Annotated in this window: 26 protein-coding genes, 1 pseudogene and 1 riboswitch; of the genes and pseudogenes, 4 read left to right on the top strand and 23 right to left on the bottom strand. The window is 38.6% G+C overall.

From position 1 onward, the window contains the following. Positions 1-18: 18 nt before the first annotated feature. The 3 genes from tatA (at position 19) to ABD010_RS04730 (ending at position 1,633) form a co-directional block, all read left to right on the top strand. On the top strand, positions 19-225 hold the full coding sequence (gene tatA / locus ABD010_RS04740) for a twin-arginine translocase TatA/TatE family subunit (protein ID WP_343810715.1): 207 nt from the start codon (positions 19-21) through the stop codon (positions 223-225). Between the two features lie 126 nt (positions 226-351). After that, positions 352-1,200: an oxidoreductase gene (locus ABD010_RS04735; RefSeq protein ID WP_343810713.1), complete on the top strand. Its 849-nt coding sequence runs from the start codon at positions 352-354 to the stop codon at positions 1,198-1,200. A gap of 145 nt (positions 1,201-1,345) precedes the next feature. Further along, entirely contained in the window at positions 1,346-1,633 is a 288-nt protein-coding gene (locus ABD010_RS04730; protein WP_343811044.1) for a thioredoxin family protein, read from the top strand. Positions 1,634-1,919: 286 nt separating this feature from the next. Here ABD010_RS04730 and ABD010_RS04725 read toward each other — a convergent pair whose 3' ends face one another. The 5 genes from ABD010_RS04725 to ABD010_RS04705 all read right to left on the bottom strand — a co-directional run bounded on the left by ABD010_RS04725 (position 1,920) and on the right by ABD010_RS04705 (position 6,270). Further along, complete coding sequence (locus ABD010_RS04725; RefSeq protein ID WP_343810712.1) at positions 1,920-3,365, bottom strand: polysaccharide deacetylase family protein; 1,446 nt, start codon at positions 3,363-3,365, stop codon at positions 1,920-1,922. Between the two features lie 196 nt (positions 3,366-3,561). Further along, positions 3,562-4,248, bottom strand: coding sequence for a serine/threonine protein kinase (locus tag ABD010_RS04720; RefSeq protein WP_343810711.1), 687 nt, complete (start codon positions 4,246-4,248; stop codon positions 3,562-3,564). A gap of 149 nt (positions 4,249-4,397) precedes the next feature. Continuing rightward, a complete protein-coding gene (locus ABD010_RS04715) occupies positions 4,398-4,592 on the bottom strand; it encodes a YwbE family protein (RefSeq protein ID WP_343810709.1) in 195 nt (64 codons plus the stop codon). Positions 4,593-5,072: 480 nt separating this feature from the next. Continuing rightward, positions 5,073-5,249, bottom strand: a complete 177-nt coding sequence (locus ABD010_RS04710) for a hypothetical protein (RefSeq protein WP_343810707.1) — start codon at positions 5,247-5,249, stop codon at positions 5,073-5,075. 127 nt (positions 5,250-5,376) lie between these two features. Beyond that, a complete protein-coding gene (locus ABD010_RS04705) occupies positions 5,377-6,270 on the bottom strand; it encodes an AraC family transcriptional regulator (RefSeq protein WP_343810705.1) in 894 nt (297 codons plus the stop codon). A 107-nt stretch (positions 6,271-6,377) separates the two neighbouring features. On the opposite strand from ABD010_RS04705, the gene ABD010_RS04700 reads away from it, so the two are divergent. Then, entirely contained in the window at positions 6,378-7,283 is a 906-nt protein-coding gene (locus ABD010_RS04700; RefSeq protein WP_343810703.1) for an EamA family transporter, read from the top strand. 241 nt (positions 7,284-7,524) lie between these two features. On the opposite strand, the gene ABD010_RS04695 is transcribed toward ABD010_RS04700, so the two are convergent. The 18 genes and pseudogenes from ABD010_RS04695 to ABD010_RS04615 form a co-directional block, all read right to left on the bottom strand. Next, positions 7,525-8,697: an MFS transporter gene (locus tag ABD010_RS04695; protein WP_343810702.1), complete on the bottom strand. Its 1,173-nt coding sequence runs from the start codon at positions 8,695-8,697 to the stop codon at positions 7,525-7,527. 180 nt (positions 8,698-8,877) lie between these two features. After that, positions 8,878-9,127: pseudogene (locus ABD010_RS04690) on the bottom strand (YdhR family protein). Positions 9,128-9,349: 222 nt separating this feature from the next. Next, positions 9,350-9,559 (bottom strand): PepSY domain-containing protein, encoded by a 210-nt coding sequence (locus ABD010_RS04685; protein ID WP_343810701.1) that lies wholly within the window; start codon positions 9,557-9,559, stop codon positions 9,350-9,352. Between the two features lie 110 nt (positions 9,560-9,669). Continuing rightward, complete coding sequence (locus tag ABD010_RS04680; protein ID WP_343810700.1) at positions 9,670-9,852, bottom strand: damage-inducible protein DinB; 183 nt, start codon at positions 9,850-9,852, stop codon at positions 9,670-9,672. A 23-nt stretch (positions 9,853-9,875) separates the two neighbouring features. Next, positions 9,876-10,187 (bottom strand): TIGR04104 family putative zinc finger protein, encoded by a 312-nt coding sequence (locus ABD010_RS18320; RefSeq protein WP_390351181.1) that lies wholly within the window; start codon positions 10,185-10,187, stop codon positions 9,876-9,878. Positions 10,188-10,213: 26 nt separating this feature from the next. Then, positions 10,214-10,705, bottom strand: coding sequence for a GyrI-like domain-containing protein (locus ABD010_RS04675; RefSeq protein WP_343810699.1), 492 nt, complete (start codon positions 10,703-10,705; stop codon positions 10,214-10,216). Between the two features lie 87 nt (positions 10,706-10,792). Next, positions 10,793-11,251 (bottom strand): NUDIX hydrolase, encoded by a 459-nt coding sequence (locus ABD010_RS04670; protein WP_343810698.1) that lies wholly within the window; start codon positions 11,249-11,251, stop codon positions 10,793-10,795. A gap of 606 nt (positions 11,252-11,857) precedes the next feature. After that, positions 11,858-12,346 (bottom strand): hypothetical protein, encoded by a 489-nt coding sequence (locus tag ABD010_RS04665; RefSeq protein ID WP_343810696.1) that lies wholly within the window; start codon positions 12,344-12,346, stop codon positions 11,858-11,860. A 757-nt stretch (positions 12,347-13,103) separates the two neighbouring features. Continuing rightward, positions 13,104-13,520, bottom strand: coding sequence for an RDD family protein (locus ABD010_RS04660; RefSeq protein ID WP_343810695.1), 417 nt, complete (start codon positions 13,518-13,520; stop codon positions 13,104-13,106). A gap of 546 nt (positions 13,521-14,066) precedes the next feature. Further along, positions 14,067-14,255 carry a hypothetical protein gene (locus ABD010_RS04655; RefSeq protein WP_343810693.1) on the bottom strand — a complete coding sequence of 63 codons (189 nt, stop codon included), beginning with the start codon at positions 14,253-14,255 and terminating at the stop codon, positions 14,067-14,069. Between the two features lie 227 nt (positions 14,256-14,482). Continuing rightward, entirely contained in the window at positions 14,483-14,893 is a 411-nt protein-coding gene (locus ABD010_RS04650; protein ID WP_343810691.1) for a hypothetical protein, read from the bottom strand. Between the two features lie 308 nt (positions 14,894-15,201). Beyond that, positions 15,202-15,633, bottom strand: a complete 432-nt coding sequence (locus tag ABD010_RS04645; protein WP_343810689.1) for a hypothetical protein — start codon at positions 15,631-15,633, stop codon at positions 15,202-15,204. 576 nt (positions 15,634-16,209) lie between these two features. Next, positions 16,210-16,716, bottom strand: a complete 507-nt coding sequence (locus ABD010_RS04640) for a GNAT family N-acetyltransferase (RefSeq protein WP_343810687.1) — start codon at positions 16,714-16,716, stop codon at positions 16,210-16,212. A gap of 23 nt (positions 16,717-16,739) precedes the next feature. Further along, positions 16,740-17,096 (bottom strand): VOC family protein, encoded by a 357-nt coding sequence (locus ABD010_RS04635; protein ID WP_343810685.1) that lies wholly within the window; start codon positions 17,094-17,096, stop codon positions 16,740-16,742. Continuing rightward, positions 17,083-17,241: a hypothetical protein gene (locus ABD010_RS04630; protein ID WP_343810683.1), complete on the bottom strand. Its 159-nt coding sequence runs from the start codon at positions 17,239-17,241 to the stop codon at positions 17,083-17,085. The genes ABD010_RS04635 and ABD010_RS04630 overlap by 14 nt, the downstream gene beginning before the upstream one ends. A 72-nt stretch (positions 17,242-17,313) precedes the next feature. Beyond that, entirely contained in the window at positions 17,314-18,420 is a 1,107-nt protein-coding gene (locus tag ABD010_RS04625; protein ID WP_343810682.1) for a methionine biosynthesis PLP-dependent protein, read from the bottom strand. 249 nt (positions 18,421-18,669) lie between these two features. Next, positions 18,670-19,719: a homocysteine S-methyltransferase family protein gene (locus ABD010_RS04620; RefSeq protein ID WP_343810681.1), complete on the bottom strand. Its 1,050-nt coding sequence runs from the start codon at positions 19,717-19,719 to the stop codon at positions 18,670-18,672. A gap of 172 nt (positions 19,720-19,891) precedes the next feature. Continuing rightward, positions 19,892-19,991: riboswitch (SAM riboswitch) on the bottom strand. Positions 19,992-20,102: 111 nt separating this feature from the next. Beyond that, positions 20,103-20,921 carry a YitT family protein gene (locus tag ABD010_RS04615; protein ID WP_343810679.1) on the bottom strand — a complete coding sequence of 273 codons (819 nt, stop codon included), beginning with the start codon at positions 20,919-20,921 and terminating at the stop codon, positions 20,103-20,105. Between the last annotated feature and the right edge of the window lie 190 nt (positions 20,922-21,111).

Genomic DNA, 21,111 nt, shown 5'->3' with positions numbered 1-21,111 from the left:
AGGAAAGGAGAAATTCCTATGGGTATTGCAAATATAGGCATTCCCGGATTAATTCTTATCTTAGGCATCACGCTTATTATTTTCGGACCAAAAAAACTTCCTGAAATTGGCCGTTCCCTAGGACAAACACTCTCAGAATTTAAAAGTTCCACAAACAAACTGATGAATGATGACGAAGAAACGGACCAGAAGCACTCAAAAAATACAGCAAAAAAGGATGTATAGCCCTTTGCCGAAATTGGCTGGCATTGCAGAATGCAGCCGGGAACCTGATTCCCGGCTTTACTGTGTCTATTAGGGAAATGTGCTATCATTGGCTTATAATCGCGTGAAACCTTGGAGTGAACCAATATGAATCCAACCAAACGAAATAAGCCTGTCGTTTTCATAACAGGAGCATCAGGCGGATTTGGCTTTTTAACAAGTTTAGCGCTTGCAAGATCCGGCTATTCTGTAGTGGCTACGATGCGGAATTTGGCAAAAAAGGAAGTCCTGCTTGAACTGGCACGGGAGAAAGAAGTAGAATCATACATCAATTGTATCCAATTGGATGTGACCAAACAAGAAGAAGTTGACACAGTGTTTTCAAAAGTAATCCATCAGTTCGGATCGATTGATGTGCTCATCAACAATGCAGGTTATGCTGCAGGCGGCTTTACGGAAGAAATTTCACTTGAAGCATGGCGGCAGCAATTTGAAACGAACTTTTTTGGACTCGTTGCTGTAACAAAGGCAGTTCTCCCGCATATGCGTCAACGGCAGCACGGTACCATTATCAACCTTTCCAGCATCAGCGGCAGAATGGCACTTCCCGGTCTTGGTCCCTATTCTGCATCCAAACATGCAGTGGAAGGATTCAGTGAATCGTTACGGTTGGAAATGATGCCGTTCGGTGTTCATGTTGTATTAATAGAACCCGGTTCCTACCAAACGGATATTTGGGCAAAAGGAATGAACGATTTCACTTCAGATCCCGCCTCCCCTTATAAAGACAAAAATAAGCGTTTGCTGAAGATCGTCAACCACATTGCCAAAACAGCCGGAGACCCAGAGGAAGTCGTTCAGCAGATTGTCAACGTGGCGCGGGATGATTATCCTGATCTGCGCTATCCTGTAGGGAAAGGGGTAAAAAAACAGATTCGCTTAAAAAATATACTTCCTTGGAAATGGGTGGAGCGGGTGATTTTGAAAAGATTATGAGCGGAAAAGAAATTCCTAGTTACGAAGCAAGCATATTTCTACCTAAATCGCTAAAAATTGACTAAAATGAATCAAAACAACAATATGAGGAATAAAAAATGAGAGAATTTAACGAACTGACAAATCTCGAAGCAGTAATGAATTTATAAACAAACAGCCATTATCTTTTCTGTATATCACAATACCCAATTGCAGCGTCTGCCACGGGTTAAAGCCACAAGTTCAGGAGTTAATGGAAAAATACCCAAAAATTGCGATGGGATCAGTCAATGCGCAGGAAGTAACCGAAATTGCCGGGATGTACTCCATCTTCACCGCACCGGTTTTACTGCTTTTTGTGGATGGAAAAGAATTTCTTCGGGAAGCACGTATCGTTCACCTGGATCTGCTTGAAGAAAAAATTGATAAAATTCATCGGCATATGGCTGGTTAGATCCACTGGAGTACAATTCATTCCCAACTTTCTTATTTTCCGTGAATAAATAATCTATAATGAAAATATAATATGAAGTAGCAAAGGGAAAGCGAAAAACTTTCCCTTTGCCTGTGGTTTGCTGACTATCGCTTGGTGGAGCGATGGTCTTTCTTCTTGATGTTAAATAACGTGATTGCAAGATTAACCAACGCAGTAAACAGTCCAACAATAGCTGCAATTGATATCACAATCTCCATATAGCCGTTTCCCCGATCGTATGCCAGCGGTTAAAAATTCTCCCTTTCTACCCTACTTTACCATAGAAAGGTCCAACACCCTTTTCATCCCACAGTTCAAGAAGCTGTGAAACAGTTACCATCTGATAACCCTGCTTTTCCAGCGAGGTTAATAATTGAGGCAAAGCATCAGCAGTGGAAGGATGAATATCGTGCATTAACACAATGGATCCCGACGTAACATTGGACATCACTTCCTCGTTAACTGCTGCCGCATTACGGCTTTTCCAGTCGAGTGAATCCACCGACCACATGACAATAGGAACCCGCAAGTCTGTTGCAACCTGTTCAACATTGCTGTTTGATGCACCATATGGCGGACGCAATAAGGTTGGTGTACGGCCGGTAGCTTTTTCAATAATACCACTGGATTTCTGTACTTCTTCCCTGATTTTCTCTGGTGGCAGGACGGTTAAATCCTGATGATTCATCGTATGGTTTCCAATTTCGTGACCCGCTTCCTCTACCTTATTGGCAAGGGTTGGGTAATATTCCACCTGACTGCCAAGCATGAAGAATGTTGCTTTGGCATCATGCTTTTTCAGTGTATCTAGAATACGTGGCGTCACATCCGGATGCGGACCGTCATCAAATGTCAGCGCGACATATTTTCCATCCGGATCAAGTTCCGCGTAATCTTCTGCATGCTGTTCTTCATTCTCGCTGTTTTCTTTATCCGGCACCTTCACATTTATTTTTTTTGCAAATCTTTCTTTAAGGTACGGTTTCATTTTCTTTATTGGGACTTTTGCTTGGATTGCTCCTGCCGCGCCTGCGGCAATTTCATATTCATCAAAATAAAATGTTACATTCTTACGGCTGATCGACCACTTCCATTTTGTAGGGTTTTTTAAAGCTTTCTCCACCATATCATCAAAGAGATAGTTACTGATTTTTTGATTGCTGTGCAATTCTTCCAAAATAAGCTTTTGGATATCCTTTACCGACTCTTTATTCAGCTGAAAAACATCATTAAGCTGCAACAGTTTATTCCGATTTAAATCAATGACAAATGACCTCATTTTTGTTATTCCATTTGCACCGCCTGTTATCTGATATGCTTCAAATTTCAACGTATACATTTTATCGGCTATCTTTTTCGTTTCCGCTTGTATATTTAAGTGTGCACGAAAATCATTCTTCTTCAGGAAGTTTCCCGATTTTTTTATCCCTGTGGTAAAATCTTTTTTCTGCTTATCAACCCACTCGTCAATGGGTTTATTAATTTGTTTATTTTCTGTGTACGGCTGACTGACCGATAATGTATAGAGGTCCGTCTCTTTTGTCTTTGTTTTAATGTTCAAACCTGGATAAACACTGGAATACTCAATTTTCTCTTTCGGTTCAGATGTTTCCTCCAAAACCTTAGCAACCACTTGATTGATTCCAAAAATTATTCCAACTGCTAGAAAAATAATTATAATCCACCCGGGTACTTTTATCCGTTTAATCATGGTAGCTCATTTCCTTCAATTAATAGTTTAGTAGAATACTATATTACCATAATTTATATATGGAATTAATCCCTCCATCAATATGATAAATAACGTTTAGGGTGGCTGATACAAAAAAATCCCTCGCTGTTACCGGGCAAGGGCTATATACAAAAAGGCTCTTTTCTTTCATATGACCTTTCCTTATAACTTTGATTCACTTTTTCTCATTTTTAAAAGTAGTAAGCTTTAAAACGGTTCGCATGAACTCATCGAATGAAGCAAAGCGTTTGTGCTGCTGATTATACCATTTTCGAACTGTTTCAATTAACCAGAACGGTATCGTGTTTCCATCAATTAAATGATAATGGGCTTCATACCCTTTTTTTAAATGCTCCCAACGAAAATCATTTCCTGGCTGTATATATTCGGAAACATCAATTATTTTGGCTCTGCCATCCTGCAGTAAAATATTCTTTAAATGCATGTCACGCGGATTTAATCCTTTTTCACGCACATACTCTCTTGCATCTTCCACATCTTTTATAACCTGTTCGGGAATATGAATACCTTGTAATAAGCAGTCAAAGAGCGTTACCCCTTCCTCATAACTTAAAACGAGATATCGATCATTTGCTGCATAACATACCGGAAAGTAAGATGTATCTCCCAACATATCATAAATATTTTTTTCCGTTTTTATCTTGGATATTTTTTCCTCTGCATAAACTTTAAATGCGTAAGAAGGGGCGTAAAGATGCTGGAAAACAGCAGCATCTGTTCCTACACCAACACACTTCAGTTCTTCAGCATGACCGGATATGGTGACAGGTTTATTGTCCGGATTTGAATAAACAGTTATTTTGGAAAGCGAATCACTTGCGATGTCCCACTTATTTTCCATATAATTGTTCTCCTTCTCTGGATCGGCTTTCCTTTCACGACCTATTATGCTCTCTAATGGACGGACTCTTTTGTATGAAAACCCCACATTATTATATTAAATGAAAAATCCGGAACAACCATGTTATAAATGTGGAAAAAAAGAGTGATTTACGTTACAATTTCCTTCACTCTGCCTACTGTGCCATCCTCCAGCATAACTTTGATGCCATGCGGGTGTGAAGCAGAATTTGTCAATATTTTTGACACAATTCCTTCTGTTAATTTTCCGGTACGTTGGTCCTGCTTTTTTACAACGCGTACTTTTTGTCCTTGTTTTATATTTTCTCTTTGTGTTCCTGTCATGTGTTTTGTCTCCTTACGTTTAGTTTCATTCGCAAATGCTAAATTATACAATTTAGCATATTAGAACAACTCGGCATTCGCCTCGTCTTATAGCGATTGCCGAAGTTTTTCTTATAAGGTCAACCATAATTTATACTTTCTGACGTTACAAAAAAACAGCAAACCCTATTCGATAGACCACTTTCAAATCGAACCCCTGTTTTCTTTTTACTACTAATCTCTTAAAATACATAGTAAAATGAAAACAGCAACTACATAGTATAGTGGGCGGTTGACCATCTTCCTTTTGAAGGGAGGTGGTTGGATGACGGCATACGAAGCATTAAGTTTGGTAGCGCGCAATTTAGTATTTCTTTAACAGCGATGCTGAACTGATTGTAACTATTGTCGTCTTCTTGCAAAGAAAAAAGTAACCGCCCCGTGACCATGGTGTGCGTGTTACTTCTTCTTTGCTAATTACTTCGAATGGTCAGCCGCTCTTTATGCGGTCTGTAGTTGCCGGTGCCAGGCAGTTGACGCTGCCGGTACCTTATTCTTATTATAAGAATAAGTGGAATCCGTTATACTGTCAAATTGTTGATGCCAAATTAGATGATTCCACGCAACACAATCAACACTATCAAAAATATTAATCCGTAAATGATTGACTAAGAACATTAAACGTTTCTCCCCATACGGCGAGATATGTTTTTTGCGCCTGTGGTGGCAATGATATAATCGGCGCTCCAAAGCTCTCAATCAAGAAGTCCATTGTTTTATAATCAGCTTCCCGGACTTCTGCAATTTAATAACAATCCCCCATCTTATACCTTTTGTATACTAACGGTGTCATATTCATCACGCTTCTAAATTTATCGATGAAATAGCTTGTACTGTTAAATCCCACTTGATAGGCGACTTCGGTAACATTGGAATCCGCCTGCTGCAACAGACTTAAACTTTGTTGAATTCGATAATGAATCACGTAACGAAGCGGGGTTGTTTTTAAATGTTGTTTGAAATACCGACAGCATTCAGAACGGCTTAATTGGCCCGCTCTCGCGATATCCTCCAGCAGCACTTTCTCCGTATAATGCTGATGTATCCAGTTAATCATTTGTTTCATTCGTTGGTTCTTTACCATTGCTGTCTGATCGTATTCCAGTGGAAAGCCATTCATGATAATGTTTTTCCAAATAAACGTCAGTTGTATCGTGATGTCCATCTCATAGTATGGTGCTTTTTGTAGGATGCTTTTTTTGATTTCTTCAATGGCAGCTAAAACAGGTTTGCCCCACGCCGCTATGGCATCAATATATAAGTACGATAAATTGGTCGCTTGAATATAAGGCAAAACATAGCGTGTGTAAAGTTCTTGTGACAAAACAAAATGTGGCGAAACATTTAAGCAAGTATAAATACAGTTCGATTGGTTCCTATCCTCTGCCATGTGCAGACTTCCACTATTGATAAACAACCCGTCACCTTCCCGGACAACAATGCTATCTTCATTTATTTGAAAAACGGCTTCACCTTTTTTAATGAACACAAATTGAAATTCATCATGCCAATGAAGCGGTATATAGCCCTGTATATTTTGATTGATCGCTGTTTCATAGCATGCAATTGGCAACACGACTGTCCGATGCTGGGTCAATTCTCTTAAATTCTGATCAATCTCAATATCTTTTACCTGCACATAACCACCTCAATATAGTTATATTTTTTTATTCGATATGAGTATTATTCTAACGGTTTTTCTCTTATTATATCATTATTATTATATTGATAAGATGGAGGATTTGAATGAATAATCCCGCAAGAAAAACAGGGCTATTTCTGGTCATAACGGGGGCGACCTTTTGGGGCGTCGGCGGAACCGTTGCCCAAAAACTTTTCCAGGAGTACGGTATTGATGTTAATTGGCTCGTTTCATCACGGCTGCTCATTGCCGGTTTTTTATTGTTAACTGTTCAATTTTTTGGAAAAGACCGTTCACAGGTTCTCGGGGTGTGGAAAAAAAGAAAAACAGCTGTTCAACTGGTTATCTTCGGCCTGCTGGGTATGCTTGGGGTTCAATATACATATATGGCGTCTATTAACCACGGTAATGCTGCGGTTGCCACATTATTACAATATTTAGCACCCGCCATGATTATCGTTTATTTACTGTTACGGAGACAAACAATTCTGACAAGACGTGATGTGCTAACAGTGCTGCTCGCTTTAACAGGAACTTTTTTCTTATTAACCAACGGATCCATTTCCGGGCTATCGGTACCAGCGCCCGGCATCGTTTGGGGAGTTTTATCCGGAGCAGCCCTGGCATTTTACACTTTATATGCTGTCCCTTTGCTGAAAGAATATGATTCCCTTGTCATTGTTGGCTGGGCTATGCTCATCGGCGGTCTGGCGTTAAGCTTAATCCACCCGCCCTGGCAAGTAGATGTTACCAGGCTGATCCTGGAAGTCTATGGATACTTACTATTCGTTATCATCCTAGGGACGATGATTGCATTTTGGTTTTACATTGAAAGTTTACAAAGTCTTTCACCAAAAGAAACAAGCCTGCTGGGCAGTCTGGAGCCATTGTCAGCAGTTTTAACAACCGTTTTTTGGTTAAATGAATCGTTCGGTATTTTTCAATGGATTGGTACAGCTTGTATTATCGGGATGATTTTTCTATTGGCATTGAATAAAAAACCCTCCTGATTGCTTGTTCTCAGGTCAATCCGACCGCCGTCATAATGAAGGTCATAGTCGGCCGTACGCGGATATCTACGAAAACAGACCGGATATCCGCGATTTGCACTCAAATGCTTACACAGGTTCGCCCCATATATGTGCGATTTTGGAGCTGATATGTGCGATTTTGACCTGGATATGTGCGATTCCAGAGCTGATATGTGCGATTTTGACCTGGATATGTGCGATTCTCCACCAAAATACACCTTCAGTCAGCCTTGCTGCTTCTCACTAACCGGGAATTCTGTCTGCGATACATTGAAATCAACGCCGCACCTATCGATAGAATAACAAAAAACCCGCCGATTGTGGCATTTTGTTCAACCGACACTTGCTCAATAACCAGACCGCCAATCAATGATCCAAATGCGATACCAAGGTGGAGCGCTGAATTATTTAGACTCTGCTGAATGTCAGAAGTTTCCGGTGACAGGCCGATCAGATAGGACATTGTTGCCGGAGCCAGTGTCCAACTGAGCATGCCCCAGACTACGAGAATCAACAAAAATGCCGTTAATGCAAATGTCGTATACGGGATAGTGAACATTACCATCGTAAATATAACTATCGTTAACATAATAGTCCGCTTCGGCCCTATCGTGTCAGATAACGTACCACCGACAGCACCACCGCTTACCGCTGCAATACCGAAAATCATATAAATAATGCTTACCCAAGTTCCGTCCATCCCCATGGTTGTTTTTACAAAAGGGGTCAAATAAGCGTATAGAACTGTATGTCCGGTCATGAACAGAAATGTTATGACCTGCCCAAAAAATATTCTGCGATTCTTCAAAGTTGCCAATTGTTCGCCAATCGTACTCGAAGGCTTCGGCTCAATTTGCTCCATCAAAAAGAATACGCCGGCCATGGAAAGAACCGTCAATACCGCAATCAACACAAACGGCGCCCGCCAGCCGAAAGCATTTCCCAAAACCAGTCCGACAGGCAGCCCCAGTACAATCGACGCACTGACACCCATGGACACGATGCCGATTGCCCTGCCGCGGTATTTCGGATAGACAATGGATGGTGCGATAGTCAGGCATAAAATAATCAGCAGGGACCCGCTCAATGCTGAGATAACTCTTCCGATAAAGACAACTGTATATGTTGGACTGAAGACTGTTACTATATTGCCCAGCAAAAATATGAACAGTGAAATCAGTGTCAGCTTTTTTCGTTCGATATTTGAAGTGAGAATTAATAAAATCGGTGCACCGACCGCAAAAATCAGCGAGAAAATCGTAATCAGAAAACCTACCTGACCGAGACTGACACCAAGGTCTTTTGCCATCAGATCCAGTAACCCGCCAATGATTAATTCGACCATTCCTACTACGAATGCAACGATCATCAAAAAGTAAACACGTTTATTCATTCTATGACGCCTTTCATCTCTCTTATTTTTTGCAACAATTAATCTTAAACCTATTTGTTGTAAAAAACAAGCATGTAATTCCAGGAAAAAATATTCAAAAACCAAAGTCAAACTTATCCCTCATGTACATCACATGGCACATGAGGGATTTTCGCCACTTCCTTGGATAATCCATAGAAACTAATTCACAGGTTCGTTTGTAATCGCAGTAAGTTTTTCATGGATGGCAAATATCTTCCCGTTCACTTCTGGTATTCCGAATCCGCCCAGCCCTTTTGGAGTGCAATCCAAGTAATTCTCAGCTGCCTTTTTTGTTTCAAAAACATAGATACCTCCAGCTTCATTTGTTTCCGGATTTTCTGTCCAGATTTTCCACATAAAGACTTTCCTGATTAATACTTTTTGCTAAATCAGCAAACGCTTCTGCCATTTCATCTCCGAATGATCCCTGCACTTTGAAATCGACCTGCCTTACGTATTCACTATGATGCTTCTTTATTCTTTTACAAAGTAGGTTTCACCAAGAATTTCCTTGGTCTAATAATAGTTGGTTTCCACCAAAACAGTCATTACTTCCCGCAAAGATAATTATTTCGTTAAACACGATAGTGTCCGGAGCTCTGTATAAAAACAGCAAACTCCCAATTGCCCCTTAATCAAAATCCTCCAGTTCAACCTTTATAATGTTTCCGGTACTACCATTCACTTCAACCTCATACACCCTATTTTCTGATGTCAGTATAAAGATTTCGTAGACAAAAACTCCATGTTCCAAATCCATATCCACATGAAAAATTTGTCCGGGGACCCTTTGAAGGGCAATATCCTGTGCCTGTTGCACCGATAACTTTTGTCTAAACATATGCATCCGATTCCCCTTATTATAAAATATAGTCATTCGTCAGGTGTATCATATGTTTGGAACAAAATGTCGGTGCAGAAGTTTATATGCTTTTAACCTATTTCGTAATTTTATCTCGTTAATTTTGTTGCCCTGCTCGCACCTAAATACATTAGAAACATTGAAATACAAACAAACAGGACCCAATAATGATTGCTGCTAACAGCCAGAATTATACCAACAACCGCTGATAAAATGGATGTTGATTGAAAAACCAACCACTTTAAATCTTTTACCACTGGCCAGTTCACCATTGCACCTCCCATCTGAATTTAATCTAATCATATGCAATATACCTAGCCATAAACGGCATAAATAAGGTAAGAAGAGCTGCCGTTATCAGTGGTATTGCTATGATTAGTATAATAGGCAATTGCAACGTATTTATTTGCCATCCAAAAAAGTACCAAATTAAAATAAATGTCGGTACTACCGATAACAAACCAACCCTGATCCTTGTCGCACTCGTAACCTTTTGTTTCATCCCACATTTATGGCATTGTATCGGTCGATACCCCAGCATCAATGACTTATAAATCGTCCGCCATCTCATTTGATAATCGCAGCCAACACATTTTTGCAATATCATTATCTTCAAAATTCTTTCCCCCGAAACTATTTCTTTACAACAGGAATCAGAATATCAAAATGGGGATCATTCATGTCACGATCCACCGGGTAGTGTTCATGTTTTATCGGTAAAGCATCGTAGTACGTAACATCAGATTCCATAAAAGGGGTGAAATCGCTCTCCTCTTTTACCCATTGAGCAACCTTTTTATACGTTTCTCCAATGTCCTGTCCTTTCTCATGGTGTGTTAACATGCAGGTCATCTCAGGGACATGTATCTCTACCATGTCAGCAGGAATTGGCTGGTCATAACTTACCTCAAATACGGAATAATGAACAAATCCATCTGGTCTAAGGTGGTACGACAAGCCCAATTGGATGTCAGGATTTACAACATGCTCTAATTCACCAACTCTGATTCTCATGTTTTCAACAAGTTTCCCTAATGAACTAACCTCCACATACGAACCGTCCCATTTCAAACCAACTCCACGATACGCAGGTATTGTTACAATTTCATACTGGAAATCTTTCATTGAATCCCTCCCGTAAAAATTTTTAAATTCCTTCAAAATACTAGAAAGAAATAATTCAAATCCTAACTTTGCATTTCAATTGGTCTTTCATATTTTCGATATTGATTTTCCATTATGCGAAATCAACTCCATTAAATTGTCTGGAACCAATCGCCGGTTACCTTCCTGAAAATCACTTAATGAACACCAGATCAGCTTAAAAACAGACCCATCATCCTCTTTTCCTTCAAAAGATCCAATATTATAAAATGAATTGTCTACAAAATCAGCATCATAAACCATAACGATCTCATGGCCAACTTCCCCATTAAACGTGAAAATATTTTCAATCGTTCCCAAATAAGTTACTTCACGAATTTCCGCCTCAATTTCTTCCCGAACTTCCCTCACTACTGCATCTTCACTTAATTCTCCGTATTCTATTCCGCCTCCAATCGGCCGGTAAAAATACTTATCCTTCACGGAATCATATCCTTCCGCAACGAGAATTAAATCACGATAACTGAATATGCAGATGGCCAGCGATCTGATCTCTCCTTTTTTCATGAACAGCCTCCAAATGTATGAAATTATGAAGTTACAATATGATTTCTATGTGGTGGTATTGATAAGGATCTAAATGCGTTATACAAAAAGAAACAGGAAAACGGACTTGGATCGTCAAGTCCGTAAATTCCAGAAGGGCATTACATTGGACCGGAAATTTGACCAACACCTCTATATTTATTTTGCTCTTGTTCCAATTCTTCAGTGGATTTTGTTTGATGGTTAGTTTGTTTTTGCGGATTCTTATATTTATTGTATTTCCTCCAACTGATAAAACCAAATAGCGCGGCAAGAAAAACGACGTAGAGCCCAATCTGAAGCAAGCAATTTCACTCCCTTTTACTTTTATTTTAACATATAGCAACAGCCGCACGAGAATAAAGTGTTACTTTTCTGATATTTATTTGCGACAACAGCCTGTAATTTAGTCTACGAATCTAATCTTCCATTCGTGTTCAAACACTCACTGCTGATTATTTAATCACCTGGCTTTAGAATAATAGCGGGCTCAGCTTTTTTCCAGATTTTCGCCCGTTGGCTCAACAATGGAAACAATACATTCTTAGGATGGGTTACTTATTCCTCAAAGCATATTTGAAGTAATATTCACCTTAAATGTTCAAGGATTTGCAGTGTTCTTAAAAAAGGATTACCTAGATCATTTGTGTTTTTTGACGCTATATGTTTCATTTCATTAACACAAGATGTATAGTCCTGATTGATAACCAATTCTAAAGTTTCTATACTTCTCAGATTTTCGGTAATATAGCCTACTGGGACATATGGGGACCAAAGCATGAAAACTTTATTAGGGAAGTTATTTAACATAGCATCAGCATAATCCTTTTGATTTTTATGCTTTTGCTTAATTTTCTCAACAGTTGTTTTATTGCTGCCATACAGCAACCCTCTTATATGCGTTGTTACCTCACAAAGATATGCTGTATTACTCTTAAAATTTATTCCTACTACATCTAATTCAGATAACCCTTTTAACCCACCGCCAGGAATACGAATATTATAGTCTACAAAATCACATTCTTTTATACTCTTCAAATACGCTCCTACAATATATTCACCCACATCTGTTTGCATCTATTAACCTTCCAATGCTAAGTATTTTTGAGATTCATATTCATAAATATATTATTACTTTCGCGCCCTTATATATGGAACGAGCTCCGAAATATATTTCGGAATGGCGCCCGATGAATAGTCGTTTTCCATTTTAAGCTGCTATTGCTTTAAAAAATTATTTCTCACCTAAAGAAAAGCCATCAAATAATCGTCCCCGGATGCAATATTTCATCAACCAACGTCACAACTTTATTTTTAACACCACTTCATATGTAGCCCAATAGCCTCTAATACACACACTTGAAATTCCTTCAACATGATCTTCGTTGGCCTTCATCACTTGTATCAGATAGGATTCTCCTTTCCCTCTTTGTATAATATCATCTCGGGGTAATTATTAAACAAATTGGCCCTTATCTATGCTTCGCGCGCGAATTTATTAGGGAATGGTGCCGGTTTGCTTAACTATGGTCTAACTTTTATTGCTTATTTTCCGAAAGTAATATGTCTATCTTTTCTTCAATTTTATTTAATCGATTCCTTCTTTGTCTAAACATAACAAACAAAAAAATTACTCCTACAACTACAGCTATTAAAATTAATAATAAAAACAGTTGGAAAATAATATCACCTACATGTAGTCCGCCAATTCCTGCTAATAAAAAAATAACAAAATCCCCCCCTCTCGAAAAGCTTTACAAGGATTTACTCTGATAAATTAGCCTGAAACGGCCATTTCGTTGCTTAAACTTTATTCCAGATTCCTGTCCGATTGTTAATCCCCCGGTTTTGCATAGGTAACATAGGTGCCTGCAATAAAGTCGTGTATAGCACGTTTGTCTTCGCGAAGGCCAACCATGAACGCACTGACAATCATCGCGATACCAAGCGTTAGACCATAAACGATTATGAATCCCACAATATAACGGAGCGCCATTGTTCCAAAGCCAATCTTCTCTCCGTCTTTGCGTGCAATGCGAATATTGCAAAATCTTTTACCAACAGTGTAGCCATACCATAATACAGGTAACAATAAATAATAAGGTACGGAAATGACGGTGTTGATGGTATCTCTATCTCCGACAGATAATCCAAATATCACAGCAAGAATAGCAATAGGAACACCAAGTAAAAGACCATCCAAAATATTAGCCCCCAAACGAATCCAAAATCCAGCTCGTGATTTTTCCATTTATAAGCCCCCTTCTTCTTTAAAAATATGCGAAGGTCCTTTTACATTATATCGACTAAAAACTTCTTCGAGTACGGGTACAGAAAAAGTTCATATTAAAAAACTCATTCGGTTTTATTAAATAAGAAATTCCAAAACGAAGCCACCGCCAAGCATCCAATACCATAAAAAAGTTATAGAAATTAAAAGCCAGATTAATTTCCAAGTAATCGTTTTCTTTTGAAACTGAACTAGGTATAAAAAGCCCCAAATTATGAAAGAAGTTATAATCGAAAAACTAATGCAGGGCATGAAACAGCACTCATTGCATTCCCGAACCAAGCAAACAGTATAAGAACAATTAAAATGACTATGTTAAGACTATGAATCACCCAACTTCTCACCTTAGACCTCCTGACAATATTCAACAATCCTTCTCTTTTGCATAATACCAATTATTTCAAACTCCAGGTATTTCCTCAATCCTTTTTTCCATAAAAATGGCACTTACCCTATTCGAGATAAGCGCTCGATCGTATTGCTTTACTTGTATACTGTTCGTCTCGTTTATGTCTTTTTATGAGAAAATCGGGATACGCCTTCAATCACAAACAAAACCCCTAATATAATCCAAATCGTAGGATGATCCGGAGCAAAAATATCGAAAGCGGATAAAATAATCATTGCTAAACCAACTATTAAAAGAACTGTATGAACAACAGCATCAAATTTTTTATATGTATTACCTTGCTGCAATTTCAATCCCCCACATCTAAAACAATATTTATCTGGTGCCAGTTTAGCATCATTAAACAATCTCACTTATACGCTATACGAGCGCTGGCGTGATATCGTTATTCCGGATAAGCGCTCGATCGGAATAGTCCTTTCTCTATTGGCTGGTTTCGTATTGTTTAATATGGGACTAACTAATCCTAAATAACTTATGAATTAACTCCAGGTGAGAACATACTAAACTGGAGTTAATTCACAAAAACTGCACCTGATAAAGCATTTCCATTAGCACTATTAACTTGTACTCTAAAAGTCTTATAATCACTCAGTTGTTTTTTTGCCTTAACTATTTTGGTTATAATCTTATCAGCCTTTTGTGTATCTGCATTTGACTTAACGGAAAAATTTATTGAGGTTTCAATTATAATTGAGTTTTCAATTGTAACCGAATCTTTCTTTTTAGCCGTTATACTGCGGACCACATCATTCTTTTTTATTTCATTCTCAATTATTTTAATTACTTCCGACAACTGCTCATTCTTTTTTTCACCATTAGATAATCCTTTTGCATCAGATTTTTCAACAGGAAAATTAAAAGCGAATACAGTTATCACAACCAAAATGAAAACACTCGCTACAACAAGATACTTCCTATTCAAAATAGACACACCTCCACTGACTGTTTTACCTCAAAGGTATGTCCATTTTGAATTATTTATTCTTTTATTCAGTTAGCGCGCCCGTTCGTATTACGGAAGATCATTCCAAGGCGTTATTAAAATAAAGCTACCCGTACTTTAAAGTACATTTCTTCAAGAATTTTTATGCATTTTAACGAATTAAGACTAATAGTCCATTAAAAATTCTGCAAATCCTTCAATCAAACAGGAAGAGAAATCGCAAAAAAGGTGTACAATTGCTTATACACCTTTTAAGTGGAATTTCATCAGACATGATTGATAGATGACTACGATGAAGATATCTTGTCCTTGAATTGATTGAGCTTTTTGGTTGTTTCTTCAATCAGCTTTGTAACCTTATTGGTATCCGGCTTTTCTTTCTGTGCTTCACTAATGAGCGGATACAGACTCTCTTCAATATTTTCATAAGCATCAGGATTCCGTTCTTCTACTTTCTTTTCAACAGGCTCCCAATTTTCTGAAAGGGATTTCCCTTTACTATTAATTTTTTCGGTATCATCGGGTGAGGTTTCAATGGAATCTTTCAATTCCTGGAGGGAAGTCAATACCTTTTCAATTCCTTTATCCAAAGAGGCTTGATTTGACTTCTGTTCATTTTCTTCACTTGATGACTCGCTATCGCCGCCTGATCCACAGGCAGATAACATCACAGCAACGATTAAGAATACGGATAGCAACAATATGTTTGATTTTTTCATCTGAACACCTCCACTGTTTATTAGTTGTTCCATTTTAACAACGGATAAATGTTAAGTGAAATAAATATTAATAATAGTCGTTATAAGAATTTTTGATAGACTATGAACTTTAAAAGATTCAAATTAGAAAAGAGGTGAGACAAAAACCTATAAAAGAGAATAAACCGCATAAAATCAAGTGATAAAGTTTGATTTTTTTCATGATTTGTATGGACTTATATGACATTGGCGCTAATCCTATTATCGAAAAGCACCCCATTTGTGGTATAGTTAGATAATGGCTACTAAGCCAAACGCATCCGTTTACTGAACAATAATTTTTATATTCCTTGTCGTTAAATTAATAGAGAAACCAAAATTCTTCATTCATTACAGTATAAATGATAGCAATATATTATAATAAAATATAATAGACTGGCTTCGCATGAGGGGTTCAGTCTATTACGACCGTTCCATGTATCTTCATGGGCAGTCTTTATTAGTGTATGCACTTCTTTCTATGTTAATTATACCAGGAAACCATTTGCTTAAATAACACCATCTCTTTCTGAATTTCCAAACAACCTTTTGTCACTATTATCGCTGTACAGCATAGACAATTACATCTTGTCCGGAAAGCACAATTTCTTTTTCAATTTGCATACCGATTTTCTCTGCAACATTTTTGGAAGCTGCATTTCGAGGTTGGACCAAGGCAATCAATTTTTGTTTTGCTAACTCCTGCAATCCAAAATTTTTAAGTGCCACGGCAATTTCCGTCGCATATCCAATCCCCCAGTATGGACGGTTAACCCAATAGCCGATTTCTATTTCATTTTTTCCTTCAACCTGTTGTGGAACCAGTCCAGCGTGACCAACGGGAACGTCATCATCTTTCAGAACCATTACATGCAGTCCAAATTCAGAACCATGCTCATATGTACGATAGATCCAGTCCATGAAATGTTTTGTCCCACTTTCATCTTTTGGCTTTCCATTTCCAATGAAACGCATGATCTCAGGGTTAGACAGCATTGTCTGAAGAAAACCCATATCTTTATCTTCATACGGTCTCAGTATTAATCTTTCAGTGGATAAAATCATGTTATAGTCTCCTTTCTCGGATACTATTCCCAATAACAAACCTGAAGCTTGTTGTAATCAGGGTCATAGAAATTAAAGAATGTATTTTGCCCGTCATGTTTAATTTCACTGACTTCCACATTCTGTTCTTTTAATTGATGGAATGTATCTTGAATATTTTTGGTGAAAAATATTGGGTATACTGCATCCTGTTGCGGCGCCTTTTTTTCAGTACTTTTTTCAATGGTCAAAGGCATTTCACTCTGACCAATACTATAAATGCGGTATGTATCACCTTTATAAGCCACTTTAAAGCCTAACACTTCTTCATACCATATGGCTGATTTTTCAATATCACTTACGGTAAAACAAATGGTATCGATCCTTTCAAATAAGCTCATAATGAGTCACTCCTTTTATTACCGCTTTTTGAGAAGATACATCTCCCGAACTTTCGCTGTTCTCTCCCATATCAGTGCGTTTAGCAGCATAGTAGAACAAATAAAACTTGAAACTGCTTTCCATTAGTTTACCATGAAAATCCAAAAGACGTATCTCCTTTTTCAGGAAACACGTCTGGATAACAGTAAATTTTTTTCTATATCATACCCTAATCTCTTACCTTTTCACTATGGAAAATACTTGTTTCAGGTCTGCTATTAAATCATCTGTTTGTTCAATGCCAACAGAAAAGCGTAATAACCGGTTGTCAATCCCGCGGCGGGTTCGTTCCGCTTCCGGAATTTCGGCATGAGTTTGGGTGGCAGGATACGTAATAAAACTTTCTACACCGCCAAGGCTTTCTGCAAACGTGATAAGCTCCAGGTTTTCTAAAAACGGCTCAACCCAAGTGGCTTTTTGTAGACGAAATGAGAGCATGCCGCCTTTGCCTGGATATAATACGTCAGAAATCATCGGTTCATCTGTTAAATAGGATACAATCTTTCGCGCATTAATATCGTGCTGTCTCATTCGCAGCGAGAGCGTTTTTAACCCCCTGATAATCAACCATGAATCAAATGGGGATAACACTCCACCGGAAGCGTTGTGGATTTCAGATAGTTTTTCACAGTTGGCTTCACCTTTTGCAACAACCAAGCCCGCCAGTACATCATTATGACCGCCAATATATTTTGTGGCACTGTGAACAACGATATCTGCACCTAGCTCAAGCGGCCGCTGCAAGCATGGTGTTAAGAATGTATTATCAACAATGAGCAGCAAATTGTGCTTATGTGCGAGTTTGGCATATTGTCTGATATCAATTTCCTGCATCAAAGGATTCGTCGGCGTTTCGATCAATAGAGCTCTTGTTTTAGAAGTAATTAACTTCTCTGTCGCGTCCACATTCACAAACTCCGAATAGGTTGCCTTTATATCATAAACATCTGAATAATGCTGAAGTAACCGGTAAGTTCCTCCATAGATATCTTCCGGAACAATAAATTCATCACCGGAGCGAAACAGGGAAAGAACCAATTGAATGGCGGCCATTCCCGAACTGCAGGCATAGCCGCTGTCACCAGATTCCAAATCTGCAATCCCATTTTCCAGAATCGCACGTGTCGGGTTTTTCGTACGGGTATAATCATAACCGGTTGACTTACCGATGCCTTCATGCTGAAATGCTGTTGACAGATAAACAGGTGGATTTACAGCACCTGTAGCCTTGTCACTTTTATTTCCTAATTGCGCCAATTTGGTTTCAATGCTATTTACTGACATGTTGTTCACCCTTTTTTTAGAAAACTTGGTTGTCACCAAGCCTTTAGGTGACAGCCATAGTTGCACTTATGCAGTAAGAAAGTTTTATACTTTTCTGCTAAAAAATGAGGGACCTCCAATAAGAGGAAGATCCCTAAAATGAAACCTTTCCTATCTTCAGGTAGTCACTACTTTTGGGTTTAGCACCGCCCTTCTGAAGCGGTTGCTGAGACATCACAAGGCCAATTCCTCCAAATGACTGTTAATCAATCACGCTTTTAATCGATACTTCAAATTGTGCTCTTGTAATGTTTTGTCCGTCCCAAACAGGAAATGTTTCTCCATATCGGGGGAGTATTTTGAATTAATTGTTTCAACATCTACCGCTTCTGCCACTGCCCGCAGCATCGCTGGTGATGCCCCACAGCACAAACCAATATAATTAAGACCCGTATCTTTTGCTTCTCTAGCCCATTCCGCTAACTCATAGCGGTTATGATACAGTGGGTCGAGAGCAGTTGGAAATGTTGTTTCGGTAGGTAAATGGCAGCTGCAGCCTCCATCAGGCAAATTAAAAAATGTTGGGTGCTCTTCTGTAGTACGATATGGGATTGGCAAGCCACCAACATATCCATCCACATTGTTTCGGATGGCAGCAAGGTATGGCTGCATCGTATCAGGACCCCGAAAACAATTCATGCCAACGACCAACGCACCTTTTTCGGAAAGTATTTTACAAGATTCCTCTACAGTGTATCCATCCCTTAAAATATTCTCGCCCATTAAACCAAACGTAATGACTGCCGGTAAACCTTGTTTGGTGACTTCCTCCAGCGCAATTAACGCTTCTTCGTGGTAATAGAATGTTTCACCATTTATGAAATCGACTCCTTCTTCTTTGCACCATTTCACCATTTCTGCAAAAATAGTTCTGACTTTATCTTTTGACTCCGAATCATCCGGATTAAAGATGTTGGTATTCGATATATTTCCTGCCACCAACGCTTCTTCTTTTGGATGTTCTTTGGCAACCTCTTTGGCCAGGCGAATGGCATTCTTGTTTAAGGGTTCCAGTAGATCTTCTTTTCCAATAATACGCATTTTTTCCCGATGAGCATTGTATGTAAAAGCTAATACAACATCAGAACCAGCATTCATATAATCCCGATATGCTTGCTTCAGTGCCTCCGGATTATCCAGCGCCACCTCAGGAACAAACGAACCTGCCTGCAAATACCCCCTTCGTTCCAATTCAAATAAATAGCCTTCCCCTGCAATTACGGTACCTTCTTTTAAACGCTCTTCCAAACTACGCTTCATCACATTTCCTCCCTTAAATTGATTGCAAAGATCATTAGAAAACTTGGTTGTCACTAAGCTTTTGGGTGACGACCTTAATTGCACTGATGCAGTAAGAAAGTTTTCAACTTTCTCATCTGCAAAAACCCCCTTCTTAAAATAAGAAGAGGGTTTGACCGTGTGTTAACTACTCTCCTTATCTTCAAGCTTCACGCTACTGGAATTAGCACAGTACAAAAAAGTCTGTTGCTGAGGCTTCACAGGGCCAGTCCCTCTGCCTCTCTTGATAAGAAAATGAAATATTCAATTTTGATTACTATATACACTACACGCAGCATTTTTAAAAGTCAAGATATTTTTAAACCAATTCGATTATTATTCGATCATACCAGAGAAATGTCTGTTTAAGATTTTCGGAAATTGCCGATTACTTCACTTGTTTCACTAACACTGACAAAGGCCTTCGGATCAACATTTTTAATGAGCGACTTGACCAATGCCAATTCATAACGGGTGATAACGGTATAGAGCACTTTATTTTCATTATTGGAATACGCACCATATCCGCTCATAATGGTAATACCACGAATCAAGTTTCCGATTAGTTCATTTTTAAGTTCCTCACCTTTAGTTGTGATTACCATCAAACTTAATTTTATATGGCGGGTATGCACACGATCGATGACAACGCCGGTAATATAAATCGAAGCCATCGTTAATATGGCCAGATTCCAGGAAAAAACAAATCCGGAAATAAATACGACCGTACTGTTTATGCCAAAAATCAACACGCCAAGCGGAATATCATGCTTTTGTGTTACGACCAACCCAATGATATCGGCTCCCCCGGTTGATCCATAAAATCGTACAATAAAGCCAATGGCAATACCGGTGATGACACCGCCAAAAACTGCCGAGAGCAGTGCATCATCGGTCACCTTCATGATTGGAATATACTGCATTGAAACGGACGTAATGAAAACTGAAAAGATACTGTTCCAAATAAATTCCTTGCCCAGCTTCATTAAACCTATAATAAAAACAGGAATGTTCAAAATAACAAGCCAGATACCGGAATTAATCGGTGAAAGCAGTCCCAGTATCATAGCAAGCCCTGTTACTCCACCTGATAAGACTTCATGAGGAAGCAGAAACATGTTAAACGCAAACCCTAAAACAATCGAAAATACAAATAGTACTGTATATTTATAAACATAATACATGATGATGACACCCCCATCAAGATCGTTAAAAACACTCCATGAATTCTAGTGGCCGAGCTGTGAAAAGTCAATATTTTACTTAAGATTGTTAATCTGATGTAACCTGGGGGTGTCCCCAACCCATGAGCAGAACCGCATTTACAAAAATAATCCCTAATATTTTTAACTTTTTACCGTATGAACCAAAAAA

It is taken from the genome of Virgibacillus siamensis (genome assembly GCF_039522605.1).
In the GTDB taxonomy this organism is placed as follows: Bacteria; Bacillota; Bacilli; order Bacillales; family Amphibacillaceae; genus Lentibacillus; species Lentibacillus siamensis.
This window is presented reverse-complemented; position numbering and strand designations above follow the sequence as displayed.

Excerpts from the sequence above, each read along its gene's own strand:
- tatA (WP_343810715.1), top strand. The coding sequence starts at position 19 with ATGGGTATTGCAAATATAGGCATTCCCGGATTAATTCTTATCTTAGGC.
- ABD010_RS04735 (WP_343810713.1), top strand. The coding sequence starts at position 352 with ATGAATCCAACCAAACGAAATAAGCCTGTCGTTTTCATAACAGGAGCA.
- ABD010_RS04725 (WP_343810712.1), bottom strand. The coding sequence starts at position 3,365 with ATGATTAAACGGATAAAAGTACCCGGGTGGATTATAATTATTTTTCTA.
- ABD010_RS04720 (WP_343810711.1), bottom strand. The coding sequence starts at position 4,248 with ATGGAAAATAAGTGGGACATCGCAAGTGATTCGCTTTCCAAAATAACT.
- ABD010_RS04715 (WP_343810709.1), bottom strand. The coding sequence starts at position 4,592 with ATGACAGGAACACAAAGAGAAAATATAAAACAAGGACAAAAAGTACGC.
- ABD010_RS04710 (WP_343810707.1), bottom strand. The coding sequence starts at position 5,249 with ATGTTCTTAGTCAATCATTTACGGATTAATATTTTTGATAGTGTTGAT.
- ABD010_RS04700 (WP_343810703.1), top strand. The coding sequence starts at position 6,378 with ATGAATAATCCCGCAAGAAAAACAGGGCTATTTCTGGTCATAACGGGG.
- ABD010_RS04695 (WP_343810702.1), bottom strand. The coding sequence starts at position 8,697 with ATGAATAAACGTGTTTACTTTTTGATGATCGTTGCATTCGTAGTAGGA.
- ABD010_RS04685 (WP_343810701.1), bottom strand. The coding sequence starts at position 9,559 with ATGTTTAGACAAAAGTTATCGGTGCAACAGGCACAGGATATTGCCCTT.
- ABD010_RS04680 (WP_343810700.1), bottom strand. The coding sequence starts at position 9,852 with ATGGTGAACTGGCCAGTGGTAAAAGATTTAAAGTGGTTGGTTTTTCAA.
- ABD010_RS18320 (WP_390351181.1), bottom strand. The coding sequence starts at position 10,187 with ATGATATTGCAAAAATGTGTTGGCTGCGATTATCAAATGAGATGGCGG.
- ABD010_RS04675 (WP_343810699.1), bottom strand. The coding sequence starts at position 10,705 with ATGAAAGATTTCCAGTATGAAATTGTAACAATACCTGCGTATCGTGGA.
- ABD010_RS04670 (WP_343810698.1), bottom strand. The coding sequence starts at position 11,251 with ATGAAAAAAGGAGAGATCAGATCGCTGGCCATCTGCATATTCAGTTAT.
- ABD010_RS04665 (WP_343810696.1), bottom strand. The coding sequence starts at position 12,346 with ATGCAAACAGATGTGGGTGAATATATTGTAGGAGCGTATTTGAAGAGT.
- ABD010_RS04660 (WP_343810695.1), bottom strand. The coding sequence starts at position 13,520 with ATGGAAAAATCACGAGCTGGATTTTGGATTCGTTTGGGGGCTAATATT.
- ABD010_RS04645 (WP_343810689.1), bottom strand. The coding sequence starts at position 15,633 with ATGAAAAAATCAAACATATTGTTGCTATCCGTATTCTTAATCGTTGCT.
- ABD010_RS04640 (WP_343810687.1), bottom strand. The coding sequence starts at position 16,716 with ATGATTTTATCCACTGAAAGATTAATACTGAGACCGTATGAAGATAAA.
- ABD010_RS04635 (WP_343810685.1), bottom strand. The coding sequence starts at position 17,096 with ATGAGCTTATTTGAAAGGATCGATACCATTTGTTTTACCGTAAGTGAT.
- ABD010_RS04625 (WP_343810682.1), bottom strand. The coding sequence starts at position 18,420 with ATGTCAGTAAATAGCATTGAAACCAAATTGGCGCAATTAGGAAATAAA.
- ABD010_RS04620 (WP_343810681.1), bottom strand. The coding sequence starts at position 19,719 with ATGAAGCGTAGTTTGGAAGAGCGTTTAAAAGAAGGTACCGTAATTGCA.
- ABD010_RS04615 (WP_343810679.1), bottom strand. The coding sequence starts at position 20,921 with ATGTATTATGTTTATAAATATACAGTACTATTTGTATTTTCGATTGTT.